The organism is Acinetobacter sp. 197, assembly GCF_048148385.1.
In the GTDB taxonomy this organism is placed as follows: domain Bacteria; phylum Pseudomonadota; class Gammaproteobacteria; order Pseudomonadales; family Moraxellaceae; genus Acinetobacter; species Acinetobacter pecorum.
Genome location: NZ_JAYWZK010000015.1, coordinates 58,970 through 80,508 on the forward strand (window position 1 = coordinate 58,970; position 21,539 = coordinate 80,508).

Genomic DNA, 21,539 nt, shown 5'->3' on the forward strand with positions numbered 1-21,539 from the left:
TTATCCTCCTGTGGGGGCCGTCATCATATAGACTTTTTATGCTTATTGATAGTCTTTGATGTATGGACTATGCATATCACATTTCCTTGGGTTGCAATAAAGTAATGCAAAAAAAACAAATTGGAAAGTTAATAACCTGAAATTTCGGTATTAATATTTTGCTGGCTCAGTGCCACCCGTTCTATATAAGTATCAAACTCGCCATTTTGTTGCAAATGTAATACACGATAGCCCGGTGCAGCCTGATCCAGCGCAAAATCTTCACTCTCAGGTTTGAACTGCACACTGGTGGATGGTGTAGATAAAAAGTAGATACCGTGCCATTCGTTGCAGGAATCCTGATGCACATGACCAAACAGAACCAGTTTGATATTCTGATGTCGAGCCAGTACATCTTTTAAATCTTCAGCATTTTTGAGCCGGTGCTGATCAATCCAGTGCGATTTCATCGCAAAAGGATGATGATGGCAAGCAACGATGACATGCTGATGCTTGAATTCAAGCAATAATTGATCCAATTGGTCGAGCTGGTCCTGTTCCACCCAGCCATCGACCTTGCCTTGAACGGCACTATTTAACAGGATCATGGTCCAGGTACCAAAATGAATTGCATGCGCCTGATTGATATTCTGGTAAAAAGGGAAGACCCGAGTGTCATCATGATTGCCCGGAATCTGGTAATGTGGCACGTTTAAAGACCGGATATATTCCAGATATCGCTGATAAGTGCTTTCGACCGGAACCTGTGCCAGATCACCGGTATGAATCAGTGCATCCATTTGGGGAAAGCGCTGCTGAATATGCTGCATCACTTCATGAAAACTCTGCTCGGGATTCATCCGGGCAAATTCCAGTCCTTCCCGATCCATCAGATGAGTATCAGAAATCTGGATAATGGTCCAATCTGGCTGTGTGTTGATGCTCGACTGCTTGAAACTCATGTCTTTCCCCTTAGACAGATTCCTGCAGTATGAATATCTTGCTGTAACCATTGCAAGGCCATAATAACAGGTGCATTTTTTAAGCGGCCATTGGTGAGCAATACGGGAATATCGGCATAATCCAGAATATGCAGCTGGATATTTTCCCCTTCATCCGGCATGCCAAAAATACCGCCCTGTTCAGGCAATTCGGTCTGGGCCACATATAAATGGAACAGCTCGGAACAGGCACCTGCTGAAGGATAGAAGCTGAAAATATGCTGTAACTCATCCAGTGTACAGCCTGATTCTTCGAGTGCCTCACGGCGGATACACGTTTCAGGTGCTTCGTCTCCATCCAGAACACCAGCAATTACTTCGAGTTGCCATGGAGAGTCAACATCGTCCAGTCCACCAATCCGGAACTGTTCAATCAGGCCGAATTTCTGCTGTTGGTGATTATACATCAGCACCCCTGCGGCTTCTGGCCGGTGAATCAGCTCGCGTTGCAAAACAGGAGTCGATGTTTCCTGATTAAATAAACGATGTTTCAGGCTGACTTTTTCCACCTGGATAAATCCCCGGTACAAGAACTCACGTGCCTCTATGTGAAAGTCTTTTTTATTATAAGAGGCCTGTTTAATAATATTCATATGCTCAGATAGAATGAAGAAATTGATTTATTTTCATCCTATCTGAGTTTTTTTTGAAGACAACTGTTTTTTTTAAAGTTTTAAAGTTTGTGATATAAATTTTGGCCGGAATTATGGAAGCTGGCTTTCATCTGGTCCATACCTGCTTCTATTTCGGCTTGAGATGTGGCCGGCTGACCAGGAGTAGCCTGTTGACTGGCATAATCCCGAACATTCTGGCTAATCTTCATTGAACAGAACTTCGGTCCGCACATGGAGCAGAAATGTGCCGATTTATGTGCGGCTTTCGGCATGGTTTCATCGTGCATGCTGCGTGCTGTGTCCGGATCCAAACTCAAGTTGAACTGGTCTTCCCAGCGGAATTCAAAACGCGCCTTGGACAGGGCGTTGTCCCGAGCTTGCGCACCCGGGTGACCTTTGGCCAGATCGGCTGCATGCGCGGCAATCTTGTAGGTAATAATGCCGTCTTTGACATCCTTTTTATTGGGTAAACCTAAATGCTCCTTAGGGGTGACATAACACAGCATTGCGGTACCATACCAGCCAATCATCGCGGCTCCTATTGCCGAAGTAATATGATCATAACCCGGTGCGATATCGGTGGTGAGTGGTCCCAAGGTATAAAATGGAGCTTCCTTACAGACCTCCAGTTGCAGGTCCATGTTTTCCTTGATCATATGCATCGGGACATGGCCCGGACCTTCAATCATTACCTGTACATCATGTTCCCAGGCACGGTGGGTCAGTTCGCCCAAGGTTCGAAGTTCGGCAAACTGCGCTTCGTCATTGGCATCCTGCACACAACCCGGACGCAAACCATCGCCGAGACTAAAAGACACATCATAGGCTTTCATGATTTCGCAGATTTCATCGAAATGGGTATACAGGAAATTCTCCTGATGATGTGCCAGACACCACTGCGCCATGATCGAACCGCCACGCGAGACGATACCGGTCAAACGGTTGGCAGTCAGCGGTACATATCTTAAAAGCACGCCGGCATGAATGGTAAAGTAATCCACACCTTGTTCAGCCTGTTCAATCAGGGTGTCTTTAAAGATCTCCCAAGTCAGGTCTTCGGCCACACCATTGACTTTTTCCAGTGCCTGATAAATCGGTACGGTTCCGATCGGTACAGGAGAGTTGCGGATAATCCATTCCCGGGTTTCATGAATATTCTGGCCGGTCGAAAGATCCATAATGGTATCTGCACCCCAGCGCGTCGCCCAGGTCATTTTCGAGACTTCTTCTTCGATACTTGAACCGAGTGCAGAATTACCAATATTGGCATTGATTTTGACCAGAAAATTACGCCCGATAATCATCGGTTCCAGTTCCGGATGATTGATATTGGCTGGAATAATTGCGCGTCCTGCTGCGACTTCCTGACGCACGAATTCTGGCGTAATTTCAGTCAGGTTTTTTGCACCGAAATTCTGTCCGGCATGCTGACGCATATCGACACCATCGAGTTGGCGCAGGTTTTCACGAATGGCGATGTATTCCATTTCCGGTGTGATGATGCCTTGCTTGGCATAATGCATCTGGGTGATGTTACAGCCACGCTTGGCTTTGCGAGGTTTCTGGATATGCGCGAAACGGATTGCGGCGGTACGGATATCGCGTAAACGCTGGCGGCCAAATTCAGAACTGAGCTGATCCAGAATTTCGCTATCGTTGCGCTGTTCAATCCAGCTTTCACGCACATTCGGCAGACCTTTGTTTAGGTCAATCGTCACATTGGGATCGGTATACACACCAGAGGTGTCATATACTATTAAGGGCGGATTATGTTCGCCACCCAGACTGGTTGGGGTTTCACTTAAGGAAATCTCCCGCATCGGTACCTGAATATCAGGACGGGAACCTTGCAGATAGACTTTACGTGAAGCGGGCAGAATCCGCGTTAGATCCTGGGCTTCCTGTTCATGAGCGGAGAGGGTAGTTTCAGAAGAAAGATTCGTTAACTGGTTCATGGCTATGATCCTTATGAATGACATCAACGAATCAAGCACGACCAAAAACGTAGGCAGATTTATCCTGAACAGATAAAGCAAGGGCTGGGTTTTTAGCTGGCTTGATTCCTACGCAGGTATTAACCTGATCAGGTTCAACGGTACTCATGCTCAATTCCTGATAACGATAAAAGGAATCACATGATCTCAGCGAGGATTTACTCGCGCTCCGTCAAGCGAGGCTAAAGCTTAGCTCAGTTTAGGTAGAATAAACAGGTTTAAATCTCTCAACTTTAAGCAAGGAGTGATTCAGACCTTGTCAAATGAACTGAATCTATCACTGATGAACTAGATGCAGATGGCATCGGTAAAACAGTCTTTATCGTATTTTTGTGAGGGCGGACTGATCTGGGCATAGTACAGAATCTGTTCTGTTGCTGAACGGTTTCTATAGTCTGCAGGCAAGGCTTGCTGACGCTGTTCCGGATTCATGTCCAGAAACTCTAAGAATAGACGTGCCTGTGTAGACAGCTTCGATTTCTGGCCGTTTGCCAGCCCGATGATCGTTTCCAGGTGGCTGGTATCCACAGCATAACGGTCGCGATAGTCTTCCGAAACTGGTGACTGTTCGGTACCTCTAAACAGGAAATAGGTATATTGCTTGAGCAGATATTCGGCATCGCGTTTATAGCTGCTGTTGGGATAAGTCTTGAGATAGTCTTCCCAGAAAAGACTACGAGCTGCAATTTCAGGTGCTTCAATCTGCAGGCGTTTTTCAACCAGTACCGGGTCCTTATTCTGTTCTGCCAGATTTTCAATAAAGGCTTTTTCGGCAGCCGGTAGATACGGAGCAAAAATACGGGCCAGATATTCCGGACTACGTCGATATTGCAAATTGCCATTGCCTAAGTCGAGCAGTTCTACATAAGCCTGATTTTTATGCTTTAACAGATACTGGTCCCGTGGAGTAAGCTGTTGAAAATGAGCTTGCTGAATGGTCGGATGCTGTGCCATTTCCAGTGCATACTGCTCGAAAGCGCGTTGCTGGAACTCGGTACGGTCTACCTTTAAAAAGCGCTGATACATTTCGGTAGAACGCAGCATCAGATGCTTCTGCTCCGCCAGATCCATCAACGGCAGGCACACTTTAAGATCCTGATTAATCTGTTCCAATGCGAATGTGGTGCGCTGGTCATTAATCTGGGACATATTTTTTTCAATATTCTGGCACATGAGGCTAAAGTCATTGACTGGACTTTGCTTTTGTTTGGCTTCAGTCTGTTCAATCTGGATCTGTGGGTCAGAGGGCTGTTGGCAACCTCCTAAAAACAGCACACCGCCAGAAACTAAACAGGCTTTGAATATCGACTGGAATGGCATTAACACTATGCTTCAGGACTCTGTATAGGTGAATTCAGAAAATAACGGCCTTGTAGGAAGATATTGTATAGATCAAATTAAAATACTATGTTTAGTATTGTGAATTGCTTTGTTACATTGCCGATAGGGCTGGGCAGAAATTGAATGAATGATGGATAAAAATTGATCTTTATATTAAAAAATTAATAAAAATCATACGTAAAAATTCAAAAGATATCTTTAGTATAATTTGGCTTAAAGCGCCAGCAATTTTTTGCTTTGAATCGCGGTTGGGGATTAATACTATAAAATGAAACTAAAACTCGTTGTCGTGGCTAGTTTATTGATGAGCAGCCCGTCGGTTTTTGCTTTGGATTTGCAAGAAGCCTATGCACGTGCCCAGCAAAATGATCCAACCTGGCAGGCGAATGTATTGCAGTATCAGGCAGATCAGCTCAATCTGGGGATTGCTAGCGGCAACTTGCTGCCGACCATTACCCTTTCAGGAAATGTGATCCGTAAAAACCAGTCCACGGATGCGCCTGCCGATCCCCAATTTTCCAGCTTGGTGACTTCCAGCACCACGACTCGTCAGCTCGCGCTCACTGCACGCCAGCCTTTATTCCGCTGGGATGCCTGGCAAGGCTATAAACAGGTCAAAACCTCGGTCGAACTGAGTGAAGTAAATTTACAGCTGCAAAAACAGCAGCATATTTTACAGGTGGCTGAAGCTTATTTTAATGTCTTGCGGCAGCAGTCTTTGACCACAGCATATTTGCAGGAAGAACAGGCTTTATCTGAACAGCTACGAATGATGAATGCCAAACTGAAAGAAGGTCTGGTAGCCCGTAGTGATGTGAGTGAGGCCAATGCCCAGTATCAAAGTGCCCAGGCCAACCGGATTTCAACTCAGGTCCAGCTGGTTCTGGCTCAAGAGCAGCTGGCTCGGTTAATTGGGCCTTATCGGGAAAATCTGGCAGTATTACGCAACGACTTTCAGTTCCAGAAACCGGTTCCGAGCAATATGCAGTCCTGGATAGATTTGGCGCAAAACCAGAATCTGGAAATTCTGCAGGCACGTCTGCAAAGACGATATTCTGAAGATGCCAAACGCGTCGAACAGGCTGCGTTATATCCTCAGGTCGAAGCCGTAGGCACCTATGGCTATCTCAAACAGTCACCGGAAACGATTATGTCCAGCAACGGCGATTTTGACCAGATTGGCGTTGAAGTGAACTGGAATCTATATACCGGGGGACGCACGCAAAAAAGTATTCGTCAGGCAGGCATAAATGTACAAAAAAGTGAAGCCCAGCTGGAGGCTGCGATCCGTAAAGCCAATGCTGATGTAAAGCAGTCCTTCATGCAGGTAGAAACCGATCAGGCCAAGCTGAATGCACGTCAAGCTGCGATGGAATCATCGGAAGTTGTCTCGCGGGCATCCAGAGCACAATATGACGAAGGGTTAAAGACCATGGTTGATGTGTTGCTGGCCCAGCGCAATGCCTTTTCTGCCAAGACCGATTATCTGAATGCCAAATATGATTATCTGCTACATGTCCTGCAATTGCAGGCCTCGGTCGGGCAGTTGACTGAAAAGGAACTGGCAGCGCTGAATGCCTGGCTGATTGAATATGATCCATCGCAGCCTCTATAGCATCACGATTGTCATCAAACTTTCATCATAGATATGCTTTAATATGATTTATTATTGATCATTTTTTCTCTGCCGTTCAGGAGTAGCTTTCCTTGTGTCCAAATAATCCTGTATTAACTCATCACATTTCTTCGCAATTTAATGATGAATTGCAGGACGTCAATACCAAATTTATGACAATGGGCGGACTGGTAGAACAGCAGGTAGCCAACGCCATTCATGCCTTATTGGATACAGATGTTTCAATGGCAATAGACGTGCAGTTCCAGGACAATGTCGTAAATCAGATGGAGCGTGAAATCGATGAAGCGCTGACCCTGATTCTGGCGCGCCGTCATCCTGCTGCGATTGACCTGCGCATGGTAATTGCCATGTCGAAAGCCAATACCGATCTGGAGCGGATCGGAGATGAAGCTTCAAAAATAGGCCGGATTGCACAAAGCTTGTGTGAAGAAGGGGGTTCACCGCGCGGTTATATGGAAACCCGGCATATCGGCAACCAGGTGCGGGTGATGATTCATGATGCACTGGATGCTTTTGCGCGTCTGGATGTAGATCAGGCGCTGAAAGTCATGTTGGCAGATGCAGATATTGACCGTGAATATCAGTCGGCGACACGTACGCTCATGACTTATATGATTGAAGACCCGCGGCATATCACTCGTGTCATCAATGTCTTATGGGTACTGCGTTCGCTAGAAAGAATTGGTGATCATGCCCGGAATATTTCGGAACAGGTCATTTATATGGTCAAAGGTTTTGATGTGCGCCATACCAGCGTTGAAGAAATTGAACAGAGAGTGCAGCGTTAAATCTCCCCAATTCAAATAAAAAACCTCCGTACTGGAGGTTTTTTTGATGAGGATAGAAAAGCTAGCTATGGGTTTCTTCTTCTGCATCATCTTCAAAAGTCTTGGCAATTTTTTCAATATTCAGACTTTTGGCCATCGCATCAAAAATTTCCTTATACACGCCATCCTGATGATAAAGTGCATCATGTTCACCGTGTTCGGCAATACAACCTTCTTTCATCACATAGGTATAGTCCGCATCAATGATTTGCGACAGGCTATGTGAAATGATGACTACGGTACGACCTTGCTTGATCTGGTCCAGACTCTGTTTGATCTGTTCTGTTGCAATCGCATCCAGGCTGGCAGTTGGTTCATCCAGAAAAATGATGGGCGGGTTTTTCAGGAACATCCGCGCAATGGCGATCCGCTGTTGCTGTCCGCCAGAAAGCTGCAGTGCATCGGAATCATAGCCATCCGGCAACTGCAAAATCTGTTCGTGAATCGAGGCTTTTTTGGCCGCAGCGATGACTTCCTCCCTGCTGGCATTGGTTTTTCCATAAAGGATATTGTCAAAAACCGTGCCTTGGAAAATATGGTTTTTCTGTAGTACCAGCCCGATATGATCACGCAGATACTGGGTGTCATAGTCTTTTAAATCAATGCCATCCAGTTTGATCTGGCCCTGCTGCGGTTCATAAAATTTATCCAGCAGGCTGATCAAGGTTGATTTTCCGGCACCAGATAAGCCGACCAATGCTGTAATCGTATTGGGCCGGATCTCCATATTGATATCTTTCAGGGCATGATGGCCATTTGGATAATAAAAATTCACCCCACACAGCTCAAACCGGCCTTTTACGGGTGGTGTTTGCTGGCCACTTGGTTCAATTTCATCATCGGCTTCCAGAATCTTGAAAAAGCTCTCCGAATAGATCATGGCATCATTTACTTCATCATAAATCCGGTGCAGAGAGCGAATCGGGGCAGAGACATTATTAAAGAGCAGTACATGGTACATAATCATGCCAATACTCATCTGGCCATCCAGTACAAAATAGGAGGTCAAAATAATAATCAGTACAATGCCGATCTGTTCAATAAAGGTTTTTAGGCCATCGAACAGGAAGCTAGTTTGACGGGTTTTCATCTGGTTTTCGGTCAGTTCGCGCTGCAAGTTGAGCTGCTTTTCCGATTCAATCGATTCCCGGTTAAAAGATTTAATGACCGTAATCGAGTTGATGATGCTGAGAATGCCCTGACTCTTTTTCTCCCGGCCATCTCGCAGACTACGACGCCAGCCCCCCAGTTTCTGCGCCTGTTTGTAGGTCAGCCAGAAATAGATCGGGACAATGGCAGTGGCCACCAGACCTACATAGATATTGGCGTAATACATCAGGCCCAATGCCACAATTGCACTGGTAAACAGCGGTAAAATATCAATAAAGAAAATCTGTACCAGCCGGGTGAGGGAGCTGATGCCACGGTCAATCCGGGTTTGTAGTTTTCCGGCCTGATTATTGTCCTGATTAAAAAAAGCCAGCCGGTATTTTAAAAACTTTTCAATGATGCCTTGAGCCAGATCCTGAGACACAAAAATCCGCAGTTTCTCTCCATAGAACTTCTGCCCGAACTGAACAAAGGCATTGATAATTTCTTTGCCGAGCAAAATCGCCGAAATCGTGATCAGAATATGCCAGCCTTGCTCCAGTCCTTGGCCCTTTTCCAGCAGGGCATTGATGCTGTCGACAGCGTATTGCAGGGTCAGCGCATTGACCTGTGCAGTAAAGGAGCCGATCAGGGTTAAAATCAGGGTGGCAATTACCAGCAGCCGATAAGGACGTACAAAGGGACGAAGTTTTAAAAACAGCTGCCATAAGTTCATAAGTAATTATTTTTATTGTCAAAGTTGAACTCAGTCTAGGCAGGAATAAAAATGGCGACAAGAGCAAATGTTGTATTTATTTGTGAAACCGAATTGTAATTTTTCAGCTTAAGTCCCAAGATTTTTAGCAAATATCGTACTTTTAGGCCATCTGTTAAAATGACTTTGGATCTTTTTGCGCCCGAAGCTCAAGCCAATTTATTACCCTTTGATGGGGTCGTGGAGGATTATGGCCAGATTTTGGATGAAAAGCAGAGCCAGCAATATTTACAGCATTTTTTGGCTCATCTGGTCTGGCAGCCGGACGAAGTGAATTTATTTGGCAAGCATTATATTACGGGACGCAAAGTGGTGTGGTATGGTGATGAACACTATCAGTATCACTACTCTGGAAGTTTTAAGCAGGCTCAGATCTGGACACCGGGTCTGTTCCGGTTAAAACAGCATATTGAAAAGCTGGTTGGTCATTCGTTTAATTCCTGTCTGGCCAATTTATATGAAGATGGTTCGCAAGGTCTGGGCTGGCACAGTGATGATGAAGCTGCGTTATATGTGGGAACATCCCGAGAAAATATTATTGCTTCGCTCAGTCTGGGTGCCACCCGCAAGATGAGCTTTAAACATAAAACCGAGCAGGCAACAGTCGATCTGCTGTTGCAGAGTGGTCAATTGATTGTAATGCGTGGACAGACTCAGCAATACTGGAAGCACTGTATCCGTAAAACCACTAAAGTGCTGCAACCTAGAATTAATCTGACTTTTCGTTATTTTTATCCTTAGGTGGCATTCAGTCATAAAAAAGTACCCCAAAGGATACTTTTTTTAAACTTTCAAAGTAAATTAAGGTGTGATTCCGGCAGGATGTCGATACCAGCTTTCAATCAATAGGGCAGCTGCAATACTGTCCGCAGACATTTTTTTGCCACGACCTTGCGCCTGATAATGATCTAGTTCATCGCGTGCTTCACGGGTGGTCAAACGTTCATCCACCATCCAGGTTTCAATATTGGTCTGATGACGTAAACGACGGGCAAATTTTCTCGCCCGTGTCGACAGTTCAGATTCACTATCATCCATGTTCAGTGGCAAACCCACCAGAAATAAGCCCGGTTGATGGCTTTTTACGATTTTAAGCAGTTCATCCCAGTTGGGGATCCCATCTTTCATGGGAAATAAAGCTAAGGGATGGGTACTTGCAATCAGGGATTGACCGACAGCCATTCCCATTTTTTGTGTACCAAAATCAAACGCCATAATCGTTTGTGGCGCGTTTACATCAGGCATGTCCAATCTCGGAAGATAACCAGTTGCGGTCTACGCCCATTTTTTTATAGGCAGCATCCCAACGGTCGTTATAAGGTAAGTTAAAAATCAGATCCATATCGGAATCGCATATCAGCCAGTCACCACGGGCAATTTCTTCTTCCAGTTGATGCTTGCCCCAGCTGGCATAACCAAGGGCAATCTGATAGCGACCGACCCCTTCGTTATGTGCAATCGCATCCAGAATATCTTTGGATGTCGTGATGCAGACATTCTCTCCGACTGCAATGGAGGAATGCCAGGTTGGCTGGCCAGTATGCAAGACAAAGCCGGCCTCGGGACGTAAAGGGCCACCTTGCAATACTTCATGCGGATTGACGTTGTCTGCCTCAATATCAAGATCATTCAGCAATTCTTTAATTTGAATGCCGGCAGGTCGATTGATAATGATGCCTTGAGCACCATCTTCATCATGACGCGCGAGATAAATGACCGTCCGGGCAAAAAAATCATTATTCGCATGCGGCGGTGCAATCAGACAACGATGTGTCAGAAACTGTTTGGTCACCTGAGCAGTTCTCCTTAAAATTAATTTCTTCGCAGAGAAATCCAATGATCCTAATTGCTACGTTACTCGAGCTTTTTGGATTCACCAAATTTTATTTGTCCGGATTGTAAAGTTTTAAGCCTGCTGAAATTTCAGCTGACGTAACTGACGGGCATGCTGTAAAGTCGTTTCACTAATTTCCATACCCCCTGTCATTCTTGCAAGTTCCTGAATAATATTATTTTCTTCAAGATTGATAATGGTGCTGCTGGCAGGATCGGTCTGCTGTTTTTTCACCAGCAAATGATGATCAGACTGTGCTGCCACCTGTGCCTGATGGGTGATACACAAAATCTGTACATGCTGGCCCAGACCGGCCAGTAAACGTCCGACAATTTCTGCAGTACCGCCACTGATCCCGACATCAATTTCGTCAAAGACCAGAACTTCGGCTTCGGTTTTTTCCGCATTCATGACTTGCATCACCAGCGCAATACGCGACAATTCACCGCCTGATGCAACGCGAGCCAGCGGCTGAGCCGGAATGCCTTTATTGGCCGTGAAAAGCAGCTGTATAAAGCTCAGACCTTCACTGGACGGATGCTCCAGAGGCTCAAATTTAAACTCAAAATGCGCTTCAGGCAGAGCCAGCTGTTTAACCTGTTCAGTCAGTTTTTTAGCGAGTGGCTTAGCCGCATCACGACGGATCTGGTCTAGATGCTGGGCTTTGTGCAGGAACTCCTGATAAGAGACTTCGACCTGCTCAGCCAAGGTTTCCGGATCTTCCAGTTGCTGTAGCTGTTCAAGTTCAAGCTGCCAGGCCTCATATTCTTCTTTTAGTAATTCCGGCTGGGTGCGATATTTGCGCGCCAAACGATGGAAAATTTCCAGCGTTGAATTCAGTTCTTCCATACGTTCCGGATCAAAACTCTGCCGATCCATAAACTGGCGTAATGTTGCCGTTGCATCTTCGAGTTCACTCTGGGCATTTAGTAAAGAAGTATGAATCTGGGAAAGCTGTTCGCTACGACCGGCATGTGATTCCATGCGACGTAGAATGGAAGCCAGTTCTTGGGAAATATTCTGTTCGCCTTCATCCAGACTATTCAGGCTATAGACACAGTCCTGCATGATCGCTTCATGATGGGAAAGCCGGTCAAATTCCTGTTCAATCTCCTGATAATCCGTCTGAACAATTTCTTCCAGTTCTTCTAGCTGCAGTTCCAAGGTTTCCATGCGCTGCTTACGGTTCGCTTGTGCATCTAGCGCTGCCTGATGCTGACGAATATTTTTCTGCCAGGTGCTATAAGCGTCCCGCACTTCCTGAGCTGGTGCATAAAAATTGCTATAGCGATCCAGCCAGTGTTTTGGATAAGGTGGTTCCAGAAGTTGCTGCTGGCTATGCTGGCTATAAAGTTGAACCAGCAGACGCCCAATTTCTTTCAACTCTGACAGGCTGCTCGGACGTCCATTGATCCAGGCCTTGCTGCGGCCGGTAGCAAAAATTACCCGACGCAAATGAATTTCACCTGATTCATCATCCAGTTCATGCTCTTTCAACCAGGCTGCTTCAGGACTGTGTTCCTGATAGCTGAAGCTGGCGGTGACATCTGCCTTTTCCGTACCATAACGCACATAATTGGTATCGGTTCGCTCACCCAGACAGGCAGACAATGCATCTAGTAACAGGGATTTACCTACACCGGTTTCACCGGTTAAAACGTTAAAACCTTTATCAATATCAATAGCAAGATGCTCAGCTAAAGCAAAATTGATCAGAGTTAAATGTGTCAGCATAAACGCATCCGGGCTGCGAAAAGTTTGATTGAAATAGCCTGATGTCGGATTGGGGGTCGCAACATGGCTGGGATTATTATAAATCAGGACGAATCAATTTCATTCTATCTTAAATTTTAAAGATTCATATATGCTTATTTCACTGTATTTTCGCAACAAGCTGACTCAGAAGTATGTTAATTCATTGCTGATTTTCATATTTTTGCCATCAATGTTCTCTAAGCTAATAGTTGAAATAAAATTATTTCAGCAGAAGGTGGTTAAGTCGAAACTGAAGCCGATATGCCAGCAAAATACAGGCCAAAACATGCTGCAACTAAAAGGGATTCAGCGATACAGAATATTTTATCGACGTCGATAAACTTCGATTGATTAGTTGAGGGTGCACATTTAAACTACAGCAATCAAAATATTACAAAATGCTTTATCTGGAGAAATCGCATGTCAGCTCAGTTTGATCATGTATCGGTACTTAAAAAATCTAATGTATATTTCGGCGGGTTGTGTATTAGTCACATTGTACAATTTGAAGACGGGACCAAGAAAACGTTGGGTGTCATTCTGCCATCAGAAAATGCCTTGACCTTTGAAACACATGTTCCTGAGCGCATGGAAATTGTTTCAGGTGAATGCCGTGTTCAGATTGGCGATAGCGAAGAAAGTGAGCTGTTCCGTGCCGGTCAGTCTTTCTATGTACCGGGCAATAGCCGTTTTAAAATCGAAACCGATGATGTGCTGGACTATGTCTGCCATTTTGAAGGTTAAGTCCAGATTCAAGATCAGTGTAAACCGGGCAAGAAATTTCAGTGCGAATCGGTTAAACTAATCAGCTACAGAAATCCTGTGAAGTCAGCTTTACGGGATTTTTCTTTTGTATATAACTAATCTAGAGGTCGTTCATGGCAAAACCTGAATATTTTTATGGCGTACATTCAGTGGAGTCATTGTTAGAGCTTGAGCCTGAACGTGTCTTGACATTATTCACTCTCAAAGGACGCGATGATCAGCGTTTAAAGCGTGTACTGGAACTGGCTGAACCGTTTGGAATCAGTGTGCAGCAAGCCAGCCGTGACAAACTGGAAAAATTGGCCGGCCAGCCGTTTCACCAAGGCGTGGTCGCTGCGGTACGTGCACATCCGACACTGAATGAAAAAGATCTTGAATCACTGTTGAGCGCAAATCCTCAAGCGTTGTTATTGGCTCTTGATCATATTACCGATCCGCATAATCTCGGTGCCTGTATCCGTACGGCCGCTGCAATGGGCGTTGAGGCAGTGATTGCGCCACGTGATCGTTCAGCCACCCTAACTCCGACAGCACGTAAAGTGGCTGCAGGTGGTGCGGACAAAGTCAAATTCATTCAGGTGACCAATCTGGCGCGTACTTTGGGTCAAATCAAAGAAGATTTTAATGTTCGTGTGGTCGGTACCATGCTGGATGAAAAAGCACTACCGATCCAGAATTTTGATTTCACCGGTACCGGCGTCTGTGTGGTGATGGGTGCGGAAGATACTGGCCTGCGTCCAATCACGCAAAGCCAATGTGATCAGACCGTGTATATTCCGATGGCAGGCAATCTGCAAAGTCTGAATGTCAGTGTGGCTACAGGTATGGCGCTGTATGAAGCCTGCCGTCAGCGTAACCTTTAATTGATGATGACATTGTCAGACCGTACGCAAGGCTATGTTTTTTTAGTTGTTACCATGTGCATCTGGGGCGGTTTTACCTTAACGGCCCGCCTGAATGCGCTTTGGCAGATCAGTGCCTGGGATATCGTGGCCTTGCGTTTTTCTCTGGCATTCCTGATTCTGATGCCGATCTTGCTTTATCGTAAAGAGGCCGCTTTTTTACTGAAAAAAGAGCCTTTTATTTTAGCGATGATTGGCGGGGTGATTTATTGCCTGTTTGCCTATAGTGCTTTTCACTACGCACCTACCGCCCATGCTGCAATTTTCTTGAATGGCTGTATTCCGATCTGTACCGCGATTATGGCTTTTTTTCTGATGGGGCAGGCTTTTGATAAACATACCTGGGCCAGCCTGATCATTATGATCGTAGTACTATGCCTCATGAGTATGCTGATGTATCGGGAAACTGGTGTGGCCTTTGGGGCAGGGGACGGGCTGTTTTTTATCAGTGCCATACTTTGGGCGATTTTTACCGTTTTATTGCGTAAATATCAGCTAACTGCATGGCAGGCAATGTGTGGGGTCGCGATCTGGTCGGCAGTGATATATGTGCCGATTTATCTGCTATTTTTACCGAAAAATTTGAGTGTGCCTGAACCCAAGCATTTACTGTTTCAGACCATTTTTCACGGCATATTTGTGGTGATTATTGCCACTTTAAGCTATGTAGAAGCCATCAAGCGTCTTGGTGCATTTAAGGCAGGCAGTATTACCAATCTTGCACCTTTTATTGCGGCAATTCTGGCTGTACCTTTATTAAATGAAACTTTAAGTCTGGCCATGGTCTGTGGCCTGATGGGTATGGCAGTTGGGGCCTTACAGCCGTGGCGCTGGTTACAGCATCAGGACAGTCTGAGCCGAAAATTGGCAGAACAAAAAAAGCAGTCTTAATCAGACTGCTTTTTTTATGCTTCAGCTGGCTGCCATGTTTAAATATTTTTGATGTAATAGTCTGAGATGAGCATAGAGATGATCCAGATGACCATCATTTAGGACAATATCATCGGCCATGGTCTGCTTTTGTTCGCGGGACATTTGTGCGGCAATGATATTGCGAATTTGTTCGATATTCTGGCCATCACGTTGTGAGGCTCGCTCAATTTGCAGTTCGATGGTGGCATCAATCAGCAAGGTATGCTGGGTGAGTTCGTGCTGATTGGTCTCAAATAGTAGTGGTGAAACCAGAATGGCATAGGGACTTTGCGCAGCATGTAGTTGCTGGATAATGGAAGTGCGAATTGCTGGATGGGTAATACTTTCCAGGGTCTTGCGTGCTTCAGGAGACTGGAAGATATATTCACGCAAGGCACGCCGATTCAGTGAGCCATCGGCAAGCAGTACCCAATCGCCAAAAGCCTGCTGAATCTGGGTAAGTGCAGGCTGCCCGATTTCAACCACTTCACGTGCTACCACATCGGCATCGACTACCGTGATCCCTTGTGCTTCAAACCACTGACTGGCAGCAGACTTGCCACTGCCAATCCCACCGGTTAAACCGAGTACAAATTTCAATTTATTGACCTAAATACACTTTCATAATTTGTTCACCCCAAAGAAAAGCAATCCAGCCGGCAATCGCAATATAGGGACCAAAAGCAAAAGGCTGATTTTCCTTGCGGACTTTTAGCAGAATGATACCGATAATCGCACCTACTAGGGAAGACAGCAACACAATTAAAGGCAGTAATAATGGACCCATCCAGGCACCCAAAGCCGCTAGTAATTTAAAATCGCCATAACCCATGCCTTCTTTACCGGTGATGATTTTAAACAGGTAATACACTATCCATAGACACAGAAAACCAATGATATAGCCCCAGATGGCAGAGCTTGGGGAGGTATAGAGTGCATAACTATTTAACCCCAGACCTAGTGCAGCCAAGGGCAGGGTATAACGGTCAGGTAATAGCTGGGTGTCAAAATCAATAAAGGTTAGCGCAATCAGTACATAAGTCAGGATCAGACCAAACAGCATTTGTAGGGTAGGGCCAAATACTGCTACGACAAGCAGTGCACAAACTGCCGTCAGAATTTCAACAAATGGATAGCGGATACTAATGGGATTCTGGCAGTTGCTACATTTTCCGCGCAGGACCAGCCAGCTGATAACGGGGATATTCTGGTACCAGCGGATTGGCTGATGACATTTAGGACAAGTCGAAGCGGGTTTGCTTAAACTTAATTTCACTTCATCAATCACCGGCTGTTCCGGATGCAGGAACATCTGGCAATCAGTACGCCATTCCTGTTCCATCATCTTGGGCGTGCGGTAAATCACTACATTCAGAAAACTGCCGATACATAAACTAAAAAGCCCAACTGCGATATACAACGCCGTTGGGTTTTGAATAAAATATTGAATAAGATCTTGCATTAAACCACAGAACCCATTTGGAAAATTGGAAGGTACATGGCAATCACCAGACCACCGACAAGCACACCGAGAACAGCCATAATTAACGGCTCCATCATCGAAGTTAAGCCGTCCACTGCATTGTCGACTTCATTTTCATAATGCGTAGCTACTTTGTCTAGCATGGCATCTAGCGCACCTGACTCTTCACCAATTGCGACCATTTGGATGGCCATGGAAGGAAACTTGTTGGTGACCCGCATAGCAAACTGCAGCTGTTGGCCTGTGGCAACATCTTCACGAATTTTCATCACAGCATCTTCATATACGACGTTATTGGTTGCGCCCGCAGTAGATTCCAGTGCATCAATCAAGGGCACACCAGCTGCAAAAGTGGTGGCCAAAGTACGACTATAACGGGCAATAATCGCTTTATATACCAGATCACCAAAAATCGGTGCCTTGAGCGCCGCTTTATCCAGAAAATCGCAGAATTTCTTGCTACGTTTTTTGGCTTCAAGAAAAGCAGTAATGATGGCTCCAATGGCAATAATCAGCAGGAACCAATATTTTTGCATCCAGTCCGACATATTGACCACCATCTTGGTAAAAGCGGGCAGATCAGCACCAAATGAAGAAAATAATTCCTGGAAAACCGGGACCACTTTGACCATCAGAATAATGGTAACGATCAACGCAACCACGACTACCGAAGCCGGATACTTCATCGCTTTTTTGATTTTTTGCTTGAGCAGTTCGCTTTTTTCTTTGTAAATCGCAACACGATCAAGCATGGTTTCTAGCGCACCGGACTGCTCGCCTGATTCCACCAGCGAACAGAATAATTTATCGAAGTATTGAGGATATTTACGTAGTGCTCCAGCGAAAGTGTTACCCCCTTCGACTTCCCCTTTAATTCCCAGTACAACTTCGCGCATGGATGGATTTTCCAGACCTTCTGCGACAATTTCAAAGCCTTGTACCAGCGGCACCCCGGCTTTCATCATGGTCGCCAACTGTCGGGTAAAAATTGTAATATCCAGTGTCGAGACTTTTTTCTTCATCAAGCCTTCAAGGATATTTTTTTTCTTTTCCCGAATGGTTTTTATGCTGATGCCTTGTTTCCGAAGGGTGACCTTGGCCAGAGCCATATTTTTTGCTGGCAATTCCCCCTTGATCTTTGCCCCTTTACGATCAATTCCTTCATAGCTGAAGATTGGCATCATCTGGCCTTTCTTTACTGCTGCCATACCTTTATCCTTATTTTAGATCAGCGCCTGATCATTCGCTGGTGACACGATTGACTTCCTGTAAAGAAGTCACCCCCTGCATCACCTTGACTAAACCTGACCGGCGTAAATTGTTAAAACCTGCACGTGCGGAAGCATCGGCAATTTCAAGTGCATTGCCGTCCTCCATAATAATTCTGGAAATTTCGGGTGTTACTTTCATAACTTCATAAATACCCACACGACCCTTATAGCCTTCGCGACATTCATTGCAGCCCACCGGTTCATAAATTTGGAACTCAGGTTGCTGCAAGTCGATTTCGGTAAAACCCATCTCCAGTAAGCTTTGTTTCGGAATATCGGCAGGTTTTTTACATTGTGAACATAAACGACGCGCCAACCGTTGTGCAATAACCAGGTTGACTGAAGTGGCAATATTGAAAGAAGGCACCCCCATATTGCGTAAACGGGTTAAAGTCTCAGGCGCACTATTGGTATGCAGCGTTGACATCACCATATGACCGGTCTGCGCCGCTTTAATCGCAATCTCGGCAGTTTCCAGATCCCGGATCTCACCGACCATTACGATGTCCGGGTCTTGACGTAAGAAGGACTTCAGTGCGGCAGAGAAGGTCAGGCCGACTTTATTATTCACGTTGACCTGATTAATCCCTTGCAGGTTAATCTCGACCGGATCTTCCGCTGTCGAAATATTGGTATCTTCACGGTTTAGGATATTCAGACCAGTATAAAGAGAAACTGTTTTACCGGAACCCGTCGGGCCGGTGATCAGCAGCATCCCTTGCGGTTTGTCCAGCGCCTGCATAAACAGTTCTTTTTGTTCCGGTTCATAACCCAGAGCATCAATCCCCAGCATCGCGCTGGATGGATCCAGAATACGCAGTACCAGCTTCTCGCCAAACAGGGTAGGGAGAGAGTTGACACGGAAATCAATGGCTTTGTTTTTGGATAATTTTAGTTTGATTCGGCCATCTTGCGGTACCCGTTTTTCTGAAATGTCCATTTGCGACATAACCTTAAGACGTGAAGACAGGCGGTTTGCCAGCTGTAAGGGCGGGGTTGCAATCTGACGTAGAACACCATCGACCCGGTAACGTACCCGATAGATTTTTTCATAAGGTTCAAAGTGTAGATCTGAAGCGCCCATACGGATCGCATCAATCAGCAATTTATTAATATATTTGACAATCGGTGCTTCTTCACCCTTGTTACTGTCATCCTCTTCTTTATTCGGATCAGCAGATTCGACATCAACATCCAGATCAAAGTCTTCATCGAATTCAAAAGTGCTTTCTTCGGTAAAATTCTGCTCGATCAGTTTTTCAAGTTTATTGTGTTCAACAATAATGGTTTCAATGTTGAGTTTGGTGGAAAAACGGACCGCATCAATTGCTTCAATATTGGTCGGGTTACTGATGGCAATATATAAAATACTGGAATTTTTAAAAATTGGCAGGATGCGATGCTTGGTAATCAGCTTCTCGTCAATGATATCCCGCAGGATTTGAGCAGGGTCATAAACACTGATATCAAATAGCGGTTCTCCGAATTCGACTGAAATCGTTTCGGCAATGACGGTGGGAGAAAGCTGTTGCTGGTTAATCAGCTCGGCCACAATATCTATTTTTTCCTGCTTGGCATGCGCCAAAGCACTGCGCATATCTTCAGCCGAGATTACGCCTTCCTCGACCAAACGACGAATAAATCCGGTAAATCTCGGCGACCCCTGTAAAGCTGTCATGCTATAAATGCCTACTCATCAAATTTTTTTAATTACTATATTAAAATTATACGTTTGTTACGTAAAAATGCCATAGCAAAGAGTGCTGCCACCTTCCTCATATCCAGTAAAACTATGAACTGGTTAGAAGAAGTCCCTATTTTTTTAAGTGATAACAAAAAATAACCATTTTGGATAGTCTAAACCTAGAATGAGTGATAAGAAAACTATTCTTTTAATTTTCCAATTCCGTGTAGAATGTGCCCAATTGAAAATATGTAAATGAAATAGGTTAATTATGTCGGTTTCGACGATTACCCCTTGGGTGATAGGTAACTGGAAAATGAATCCGGTGCAGGCAGAGGCATTGAGCTTGGTGCGTGGTCTTAAGAGTTTACTGGAAACAGCACCAATCTCTGAGGGTAAATGTCATCTGGGTGTGGCGCCGATGGCTATTGCGTTAAGCCAGATTCAGGCAGAACTGTCATCCGCTTCTCGTCCTATTTACACTGTAGCGCAAGATGTTTCACGTATTTCAGGAATGGGCGCCTACACCGGTGAAGTTAGTGCTGAATTACTCGCAGACAGCCAAATCCAGTATGTACTGGTAGGTCATTCTGAGCGCCGGGAAATATTTGCGGAAAATACTGACATTTTAAATGCTAAAATCAAGCATGCTTTAAGTGCTGGTTTGACGGTAATTTATTGTGTAGGTGAAAGTCTGGAACAACGTGAAGCCGGACAGGCAGAAGCAGTAGTATTGCAGCAGATTTGTGATATTGCAGCTGTGGTGGATGCTGATCAGTGGAAAAATGTCGTGATTGCCTATGAACCGATCTGGGCAATTGGAACCGGTAAAACTGCTTCTCCTGAAGATGCGCAAGCCATGCATGCACAAATCCGTCAAGGCTTAAGCCAGATTACGGGCTATGGCGAGACTATGGCGATTTTATATGGTGGTAGTGTCAAGCCGGAAAATGCAGTAGAGTTAGCAGCCTGCCCGGATATCAACGGGGCATTGGTCGGTGGTGCATCACTCAATGCTGAGTCATTCCATAAAATTGCTCAGGCATTTGCAAATACACAATAATTAGGAGTTCGGCATGCAAACTTTTGTGCTGGTAGTACATATTATCTTAGCTGTTTTGATGATTGTCTTGATTTTGGTTCAGCATGGTAAAGGTGCAGATGCTGGTGCCTCTTTCGGTGGCGGCGGTGCAGCAACAGTATTCGGAGCATCAGGTTCGGGGAATTTCATGACCCGCTTGACTGCGATTTTTACTGCGCTGTTTTTCGTAACCAGTCTGACTTTGGCGGTTCTTGCCAAGAAGCAAACAACAAATGCGTATAGTTTGTCATCAGTCCAGTCCGCACCGACTGCGCCGGTACAACCGGTTGAAACTTCACCAACTGCACCAAAAACGGCCGAATAGTTTTAATTAGTCCTTTCTTTTTTTGAGTGATGCGACTAGAATGCGTCACAGCTGCGGTGGTGGTGGAATTGGTAGACACGCTACCTTGAGGTGGTAGTGCTTTCGGGCGTGGGGGTTCAAGTCCCCCCTTCCGCACCAACTTATAATCCAGAAATTTAAGTTGGTGTATGCAGCTGAAAAACTTCTATTGATGCGGGATGGAGCAGTCTGGTAGCTCGTCGGGCTCATAACCCGAAGGTCGTTGGTTCAAATCCAGCTCCCGCTACCA

Annotated in this window: 20 protein-coding genes, 2 tRNA genes and 1 riboswitch; of the genes, 10 read left to right on the plus strand and 12 right to left on the minus strand. The window is 45.3% G+C overall.

Annotation, left to right across the window (positions count from 1 at the left end):
• Nucleotides 1-128: 128 nt before the first annotated feature.
• The 4 genes from cpdA to VXQ11_RS13925 form a co-directional block, all read right to left on the minus strand.
• On the minus strand, nucleotides 129-941 hold the full coding sequence (gene cpdA, locus VXQ11_RS13910; RefSeq protein ID WP_416706293.1) for a 3',5'-cyclic-AMP phosphodiesterase: 813 nt from the start codon (nucleotides 939-941) through the stop codon (nucleotides 129-131).
• Nucleotides 938-1,573 carry an NUDIX domain-containing protein gene (locus tag VXQ11_RS13915; protein ID WP_416681644.1) on the minus strand — a complete coding sequence of 212 codons (636 nt, stop codon included), beginning with the start codon at nucleotides 1,571-1,573 and terminating at the stop codon, nucleotides 938-940. The genes cpdA and VXQ11_RS13915 overlap by 4 nt, the downstream gene beginning before the upstream one ends.
• Before the next feature lie 80 nt (nucleotides 1,574-1,653).
• Nucleotides 1,654-3,549 carry a phosphomethylpyrimidine synthase ThiC gene (thiC, locus tag VXQ11_RS13920; protein ID WP_416706294.1) on the minus strand — a complete coding sequence of 632 codons (1,896 nt, stop codon included), beginning with the start codon at nucleotides 3,547-3,549 and terminating at the stop codon, nucleotides 1,654-1,656.
• An 88-nt stretch (nucleotides 3,550-3,637) separates the two neighbouring features.
• Nucleotides 3,638-3,770, minus strand: a riboswitch (TPP riboswitch).
• Nucleotides 3,771-3,876: 106 nt separating this feature from the next.
• The gene (locus tag VXQ11_RS13925; protein WP_416706295.1) at nucleotides 3,877-4,908 is read right to left on the minus strand and encodes a hypothetical protein; all 1,032 of its coding nucleotides are present in this window, start codon (nucleotides 4,906-4,908) and stop codon (nucleotides 3,877-3,879) included.
• Nucleotides 4,909-5,197: 289 nt separating this feature from the next.
• On the opposite strand from VXQ11_RS13925, the gene VXQ11_RS13930 reads away from it, so the two are divergent.
• Nucleotides 5,198-6,544, plus strand: coding sequence for a TolC family outer membrane protein (locus VXQ11_RS13930; RefSeq protein ID WP_416706296.1), 1,347 nt, complete (start codon nucleotides 5,198-5,200; stop codon nucleotides 6,542-6,544).
• Nucleotides 6,545-6,636: 92 nt separating this feature from the next.
• Nucleotides 6,637-7,356, plus strand: a complete 720-nt coding sequence (gene phoU, locus VXQ11_RS13935; protein WP_064094642.1) for a phosphate signaling complex protein PhoU — start codon at nucleotides 6,637-6,639, stop codon at nucleotides 7,354-7,356.
• Between the two features lie 61 nt (nucleotides 7,357-7,417).
• Here the strand turns inward: phoU and VXQ11_RS13940 are convergent, their stop codons facing one another.
• Nucleotides 7,418-9,220, minus strand: a complete 1,803-nt coding sequence (locus VXQ11_RS13940) for an ABC transporter ATP-binding protein (RefSeq protein WP_416706297.1) — start codon at nucleotides 9,218-9,220, stop codon at nucleotides 7,418-7,420.
• Nucleotides 9,221-9,379: 159 nt separating this feature from the next.
• Here VXQ11_RS13940 and VXQ11_RS13945 point away from each other — a divergent pair, with 159 nt between their 5' ends.
• A complete protein-coding gene (locus VXQ11_RS13945) occupies nucleotides 9,380-10,000 on the plus strand; it encodes an alpha-ketoglutarate-dependent dioxygenase AlkB family protein (protein ID WP_144723576.1) in 621 nt (206 codons plus the stop codon).
• A 60-nt stretch (nucleotides 10,001-10,060) separates the two neighbouring features.
• On the opposite strand, the gene ruvX is transcribed toward VXQ11_RS13945, so the two are convergent.
• The 3 genes from ruvX to recN form a co-directional block, all read right to left on the minus strand.
• Nucleotides 10,061-10,504: a Holliday junction resolvase RuvX gene (gene ruvX / locus VXQ11_RS13950; RefSeq protein ID WP_416706298.1), complete on the minus strand. Its 444-nt coding sequence runs from the start codon at nucleotides 10,502-10,504 to the stop codon at nucleotides 10,061-10,063.
• Complete coding sequence (locus tag VXQ11_RS13955) at nucleotides 10,497-11,051, minus strand: YqgE/AlgH family protein (protein WP_064094638.1); 555 nt, start codon at nucleotides 11,049-11,051, stop codon at nucleotides 10,497-10,499. The genes ruvX and VXQ11_RS13955 overlap by 8 nt, the downstream gene beginning before the upstream one ends.
• Nucleotides 11,052-11,165: 114 nt before the next feature.
• Entirely contained in the window at nucleotides 11,166-12,827 is a 1,662-nt protein-coding gene (recN, locus tag VXQ11_RS13960; protein WP_416706299.1) for a DNA repair protein RecN, read from the minus strand.
• 441 nt (nucleotides 12,828-13,268) lie between these two features.
• On the opposite strand from recN, the gene VXQ11_RS13965 reads away from it, so the two are divergent.
• From VXQ11_RS13965 to VXQ11_RS13975, 3 genes are all read left to right on the plus strand, one after another.
• Entirely contained in the window at nucleotides 13,269-13,592 is a 324-nt protein-coding gene (locus tag VXQ11_RS13965) for a pyrimidine/purine nucleoside phosphorylase (protein ID WP_004281089.1), read from the plus strand.
• A 134-nt stretch (nucleotides 13,593-13,726) separates the two neighbouring features.
• Nucleotides 13,727-14,476 carry a 23S rRNA (guanosine(2251)-2'-O)-methyltransferase RlmB gene (rlmB, locus tag VXQ11_RS13970; protein ID WP_005101440.1) on the plus strand — a complete coding sequence of 250 codons (750 nt, stop codon included), beginning with the start codon at nucleotides 13,727-13,729 and terminating at the stop codon, nucleotides 14,474-14,476.
• A 6-nt stretch (nucleotides 14,477-14,482) separates the two neighbouring features.
• Nucleotides 14,483-15,406, plus strand: coding sequence for a DMT family transporter (locus VXQ11_RS13975; RefSeq protein WP_413772523.1), 924 nt, complete (start codon nucleotides 14,483-14,485; stop codon nucleotides 15,404-15,406).
• Between the two features lie 21 nt (nucleotides 15,407-15,427).
• Here the strand turns inward: VXQ11_RS13975 and coaE are convergent, their stop codons facing one another.
• Genes coaE through pilB form a run of 4 tightly spaced genes read right to left on the minus strand, consistent with a single transcriptional unit; the run spans nucleotide 15,428 to nucleotide 19,859 of the window.
• A complete protein-coding gene (gene coaE, locus VXQ11_RS13980) occupies nucleotides 15,428-16,027 on the minus strand; it encodes a dephospho-CoA kinase (protein ID WP_064102364.1) in 600 nt (199 codons plus the stop codon).
• 1 nt (nucleotide 16,028) lies between these two features.
• A complete protein-coding gene (locus VXQ11_RS13985) occupies nucleotides 16,029-16,889 on the minus strand; it encodes a prepilin peptidase (RefSeq protein WP_064094634.1) in 861 nt (286 codons plus the stop codon).
• Nucleotides 16,889-18,118 carry a type II secretion system F family protein gene (locus tag VXQ11_RS13990; protein ID WP_416706300.1) on the minus strand — a complete coding sequence of 410 codons (1,230 nt, stop codon included), beginning with the start codon at nucleotides 18,116-18,118 and terminating at the stop codon, nucleotides 16,889-16,891. Before VXQ11_RS13990 ends, VXQ11_RS13985 begins: the two co-directional genes overlap by 1 nt.
• A gap of 31 nt (nucleotides 18,119-18,149) precedes the next feature.
• Entirely contained in the window at nucleotides 18,150-19,859 is a 1,710-nt protein-coding gene (pilB, locus tag VXQ11_RS13995) for a type IV-A pilus assembly ATPase PilB (RefSeq protein ID WP_064094632.1), read from the minus strand.
• A gap of 277 nt (nucleotides 19,860-20,136) precedes the next feature.
• On the opposite strand from pilB, the gene tpiA reads away from it, so the two are divergent.
• From tpiA to VXQ11_RS14015, 4 genes are all read left to right on the plus strand, one after another.
• Nucleotides 20,137-20,928 carry a triose-phosphate isomerase gene (gene tpiA / locus VXQ11_RS14000; protein ID WP_416681618.1) on the plus strand — a complete coding sequence of 264 codons (792 nt, stop codon included), beginning with the start codon at nucleotides 20,137-20,139 and terminating at the stop codon, nucleotides 20,926-20,928.
• 13 nt (nucleotides 20,929-20,941) lie between these two features.
• Nucleotides 20,942-21,271 (plus strand): preprotein translocase subunit SecG, encoded by a 330-nt coding sequence (gene secG / locus VXQ11_RS14005; RefSeq protein ID WP_064094630.1) that lies wholly within the window; start codon nucleotides 20,942-20,944, stop codon nucleotides 21,269-21,271.
• Nucleotides 21,272-21,324: 53 nt separating this feature from the next.
• Nucleotides 21,325-21,409: transfer RNA gene (locus VXQ11_RS14010), tRNA-Leu, on the plus strand.
• A gap of 53 nt (nucleotides 21,410-21,462) precedes the next feature.
• Nucleotides 21,463-21,539 (plus strand) — tRNA-Met (locus VXQ11_RS14015).

Coding starts and splice junctions, on each gene's coding strand:
- cpdA (WP_416706293.1), bottom strand. CDS start 941: ATGAGTTTCAAGCAGTCGAGCATCAACACACAGCCAGATTGGACCATT.
- VXQ11_RS13945 (WP_144723576.1), top strand. CDS start 9,380: ATGACTTTGGATCTTTTTGCGCCCGAAGCTCAAGCCAATTTATTACCC.
- pilB (WP_064094632.1), bottom strand. CDS start 19,859: ATGACAGCTTTACAGGGGTCGCCGAGATTTACCGGATTTATTCGTCGT.
- VXQ11_RS13940 (WP_416706297.1), bottom strand. CDS start 9,220: ATGAACTTATGGCAGCTGTTTTTAAAACTTCGTCCCTTTGTACGTCCT.
- thiC (WP_416706294.1), bottom strand. CDS start 3,549: ATGAACCAGTTAACGAATCTTTCTTCTGAAACTACCCTCTCCGCTCAT.
- VXQ11_RS13925 (WP_416706295.1), bottom strand. CDS start 4,908: ATGCCATTCCAGTCGATATTCAAAGCCTGTTTAGTTTCTGGCGGTGTG.
- VXQ11_RS13915 (WP_416681644.1), bottom strand. CDS start 1,573: ATGAATATTATTAAACAGGCCTCTTATAATAAAAAAGACTTTCACATA.
- VXQ11_RS13985 (WP_064094634.1), bottom strand. CDS start 16,889: ATGCAAGATCTTATTCAATATTTTATTCAAAACCCAACGGCGTTGTAT.
- ruvX (WP_416706298.1), bottom strand. CDS start 10,504: ATGCCTGATGTAAACGCGCCACAAACGATTATGGCGTTTGATTTTGGT.
- VXQ11_RS13965 (WP_004281089.1), top strand. CDS start 13,269: ATGTCAGCTCAGTTTGATCATGTATCGGTACTTAAAAAATCTAATGTA.
- recN (WP_416706299.1), bottom strand. CDS start 12,827: ATGCTGACACATTTAACTCTGATCAATTTTGCTTTAGCTGAGCATCTT.
- VXQ11_RS13930 (WP_416706296.1), top strand. CDS start 5,198: ATGAAACTAAAACTCGTTGTCGTGGCTAGTTTATTGATGAGCAGCCCG.
- secG (WP_064094630.1), top strand. CDS start 20,942: ATGCAAACTTTTGTGCTGGTAGTACATATTATCTTAGCTGTTTTGATG.
- VXQ11_RS13975 (WP_413772523.1), top strand. CDS start 14,483: ATGACATTGTCAGACCGTACGCAAGGCTATGTTTTTTTAGTTGTTACC.
- rlmB (WP_005101440.1), top strand. CDS start 13,727: ATGGCAAAACCTGAATATTTTTATGGCGTACATTCAGTGGAGTCATTG.
- VXQ11_RS13990 (WP_416706300.1), bottom strand. CDS start 18,118: ATGGCAGCAGTAAAGAAAGGCCAGATGATGCCAATCTTCAGCTATGAA.
- tpiA (WP_416681618.1), top strand. CDS start 20,137: ATGTCGGTTTCGACGATTACCCCTTGGGTGATAGGTAACTGGAAAATG.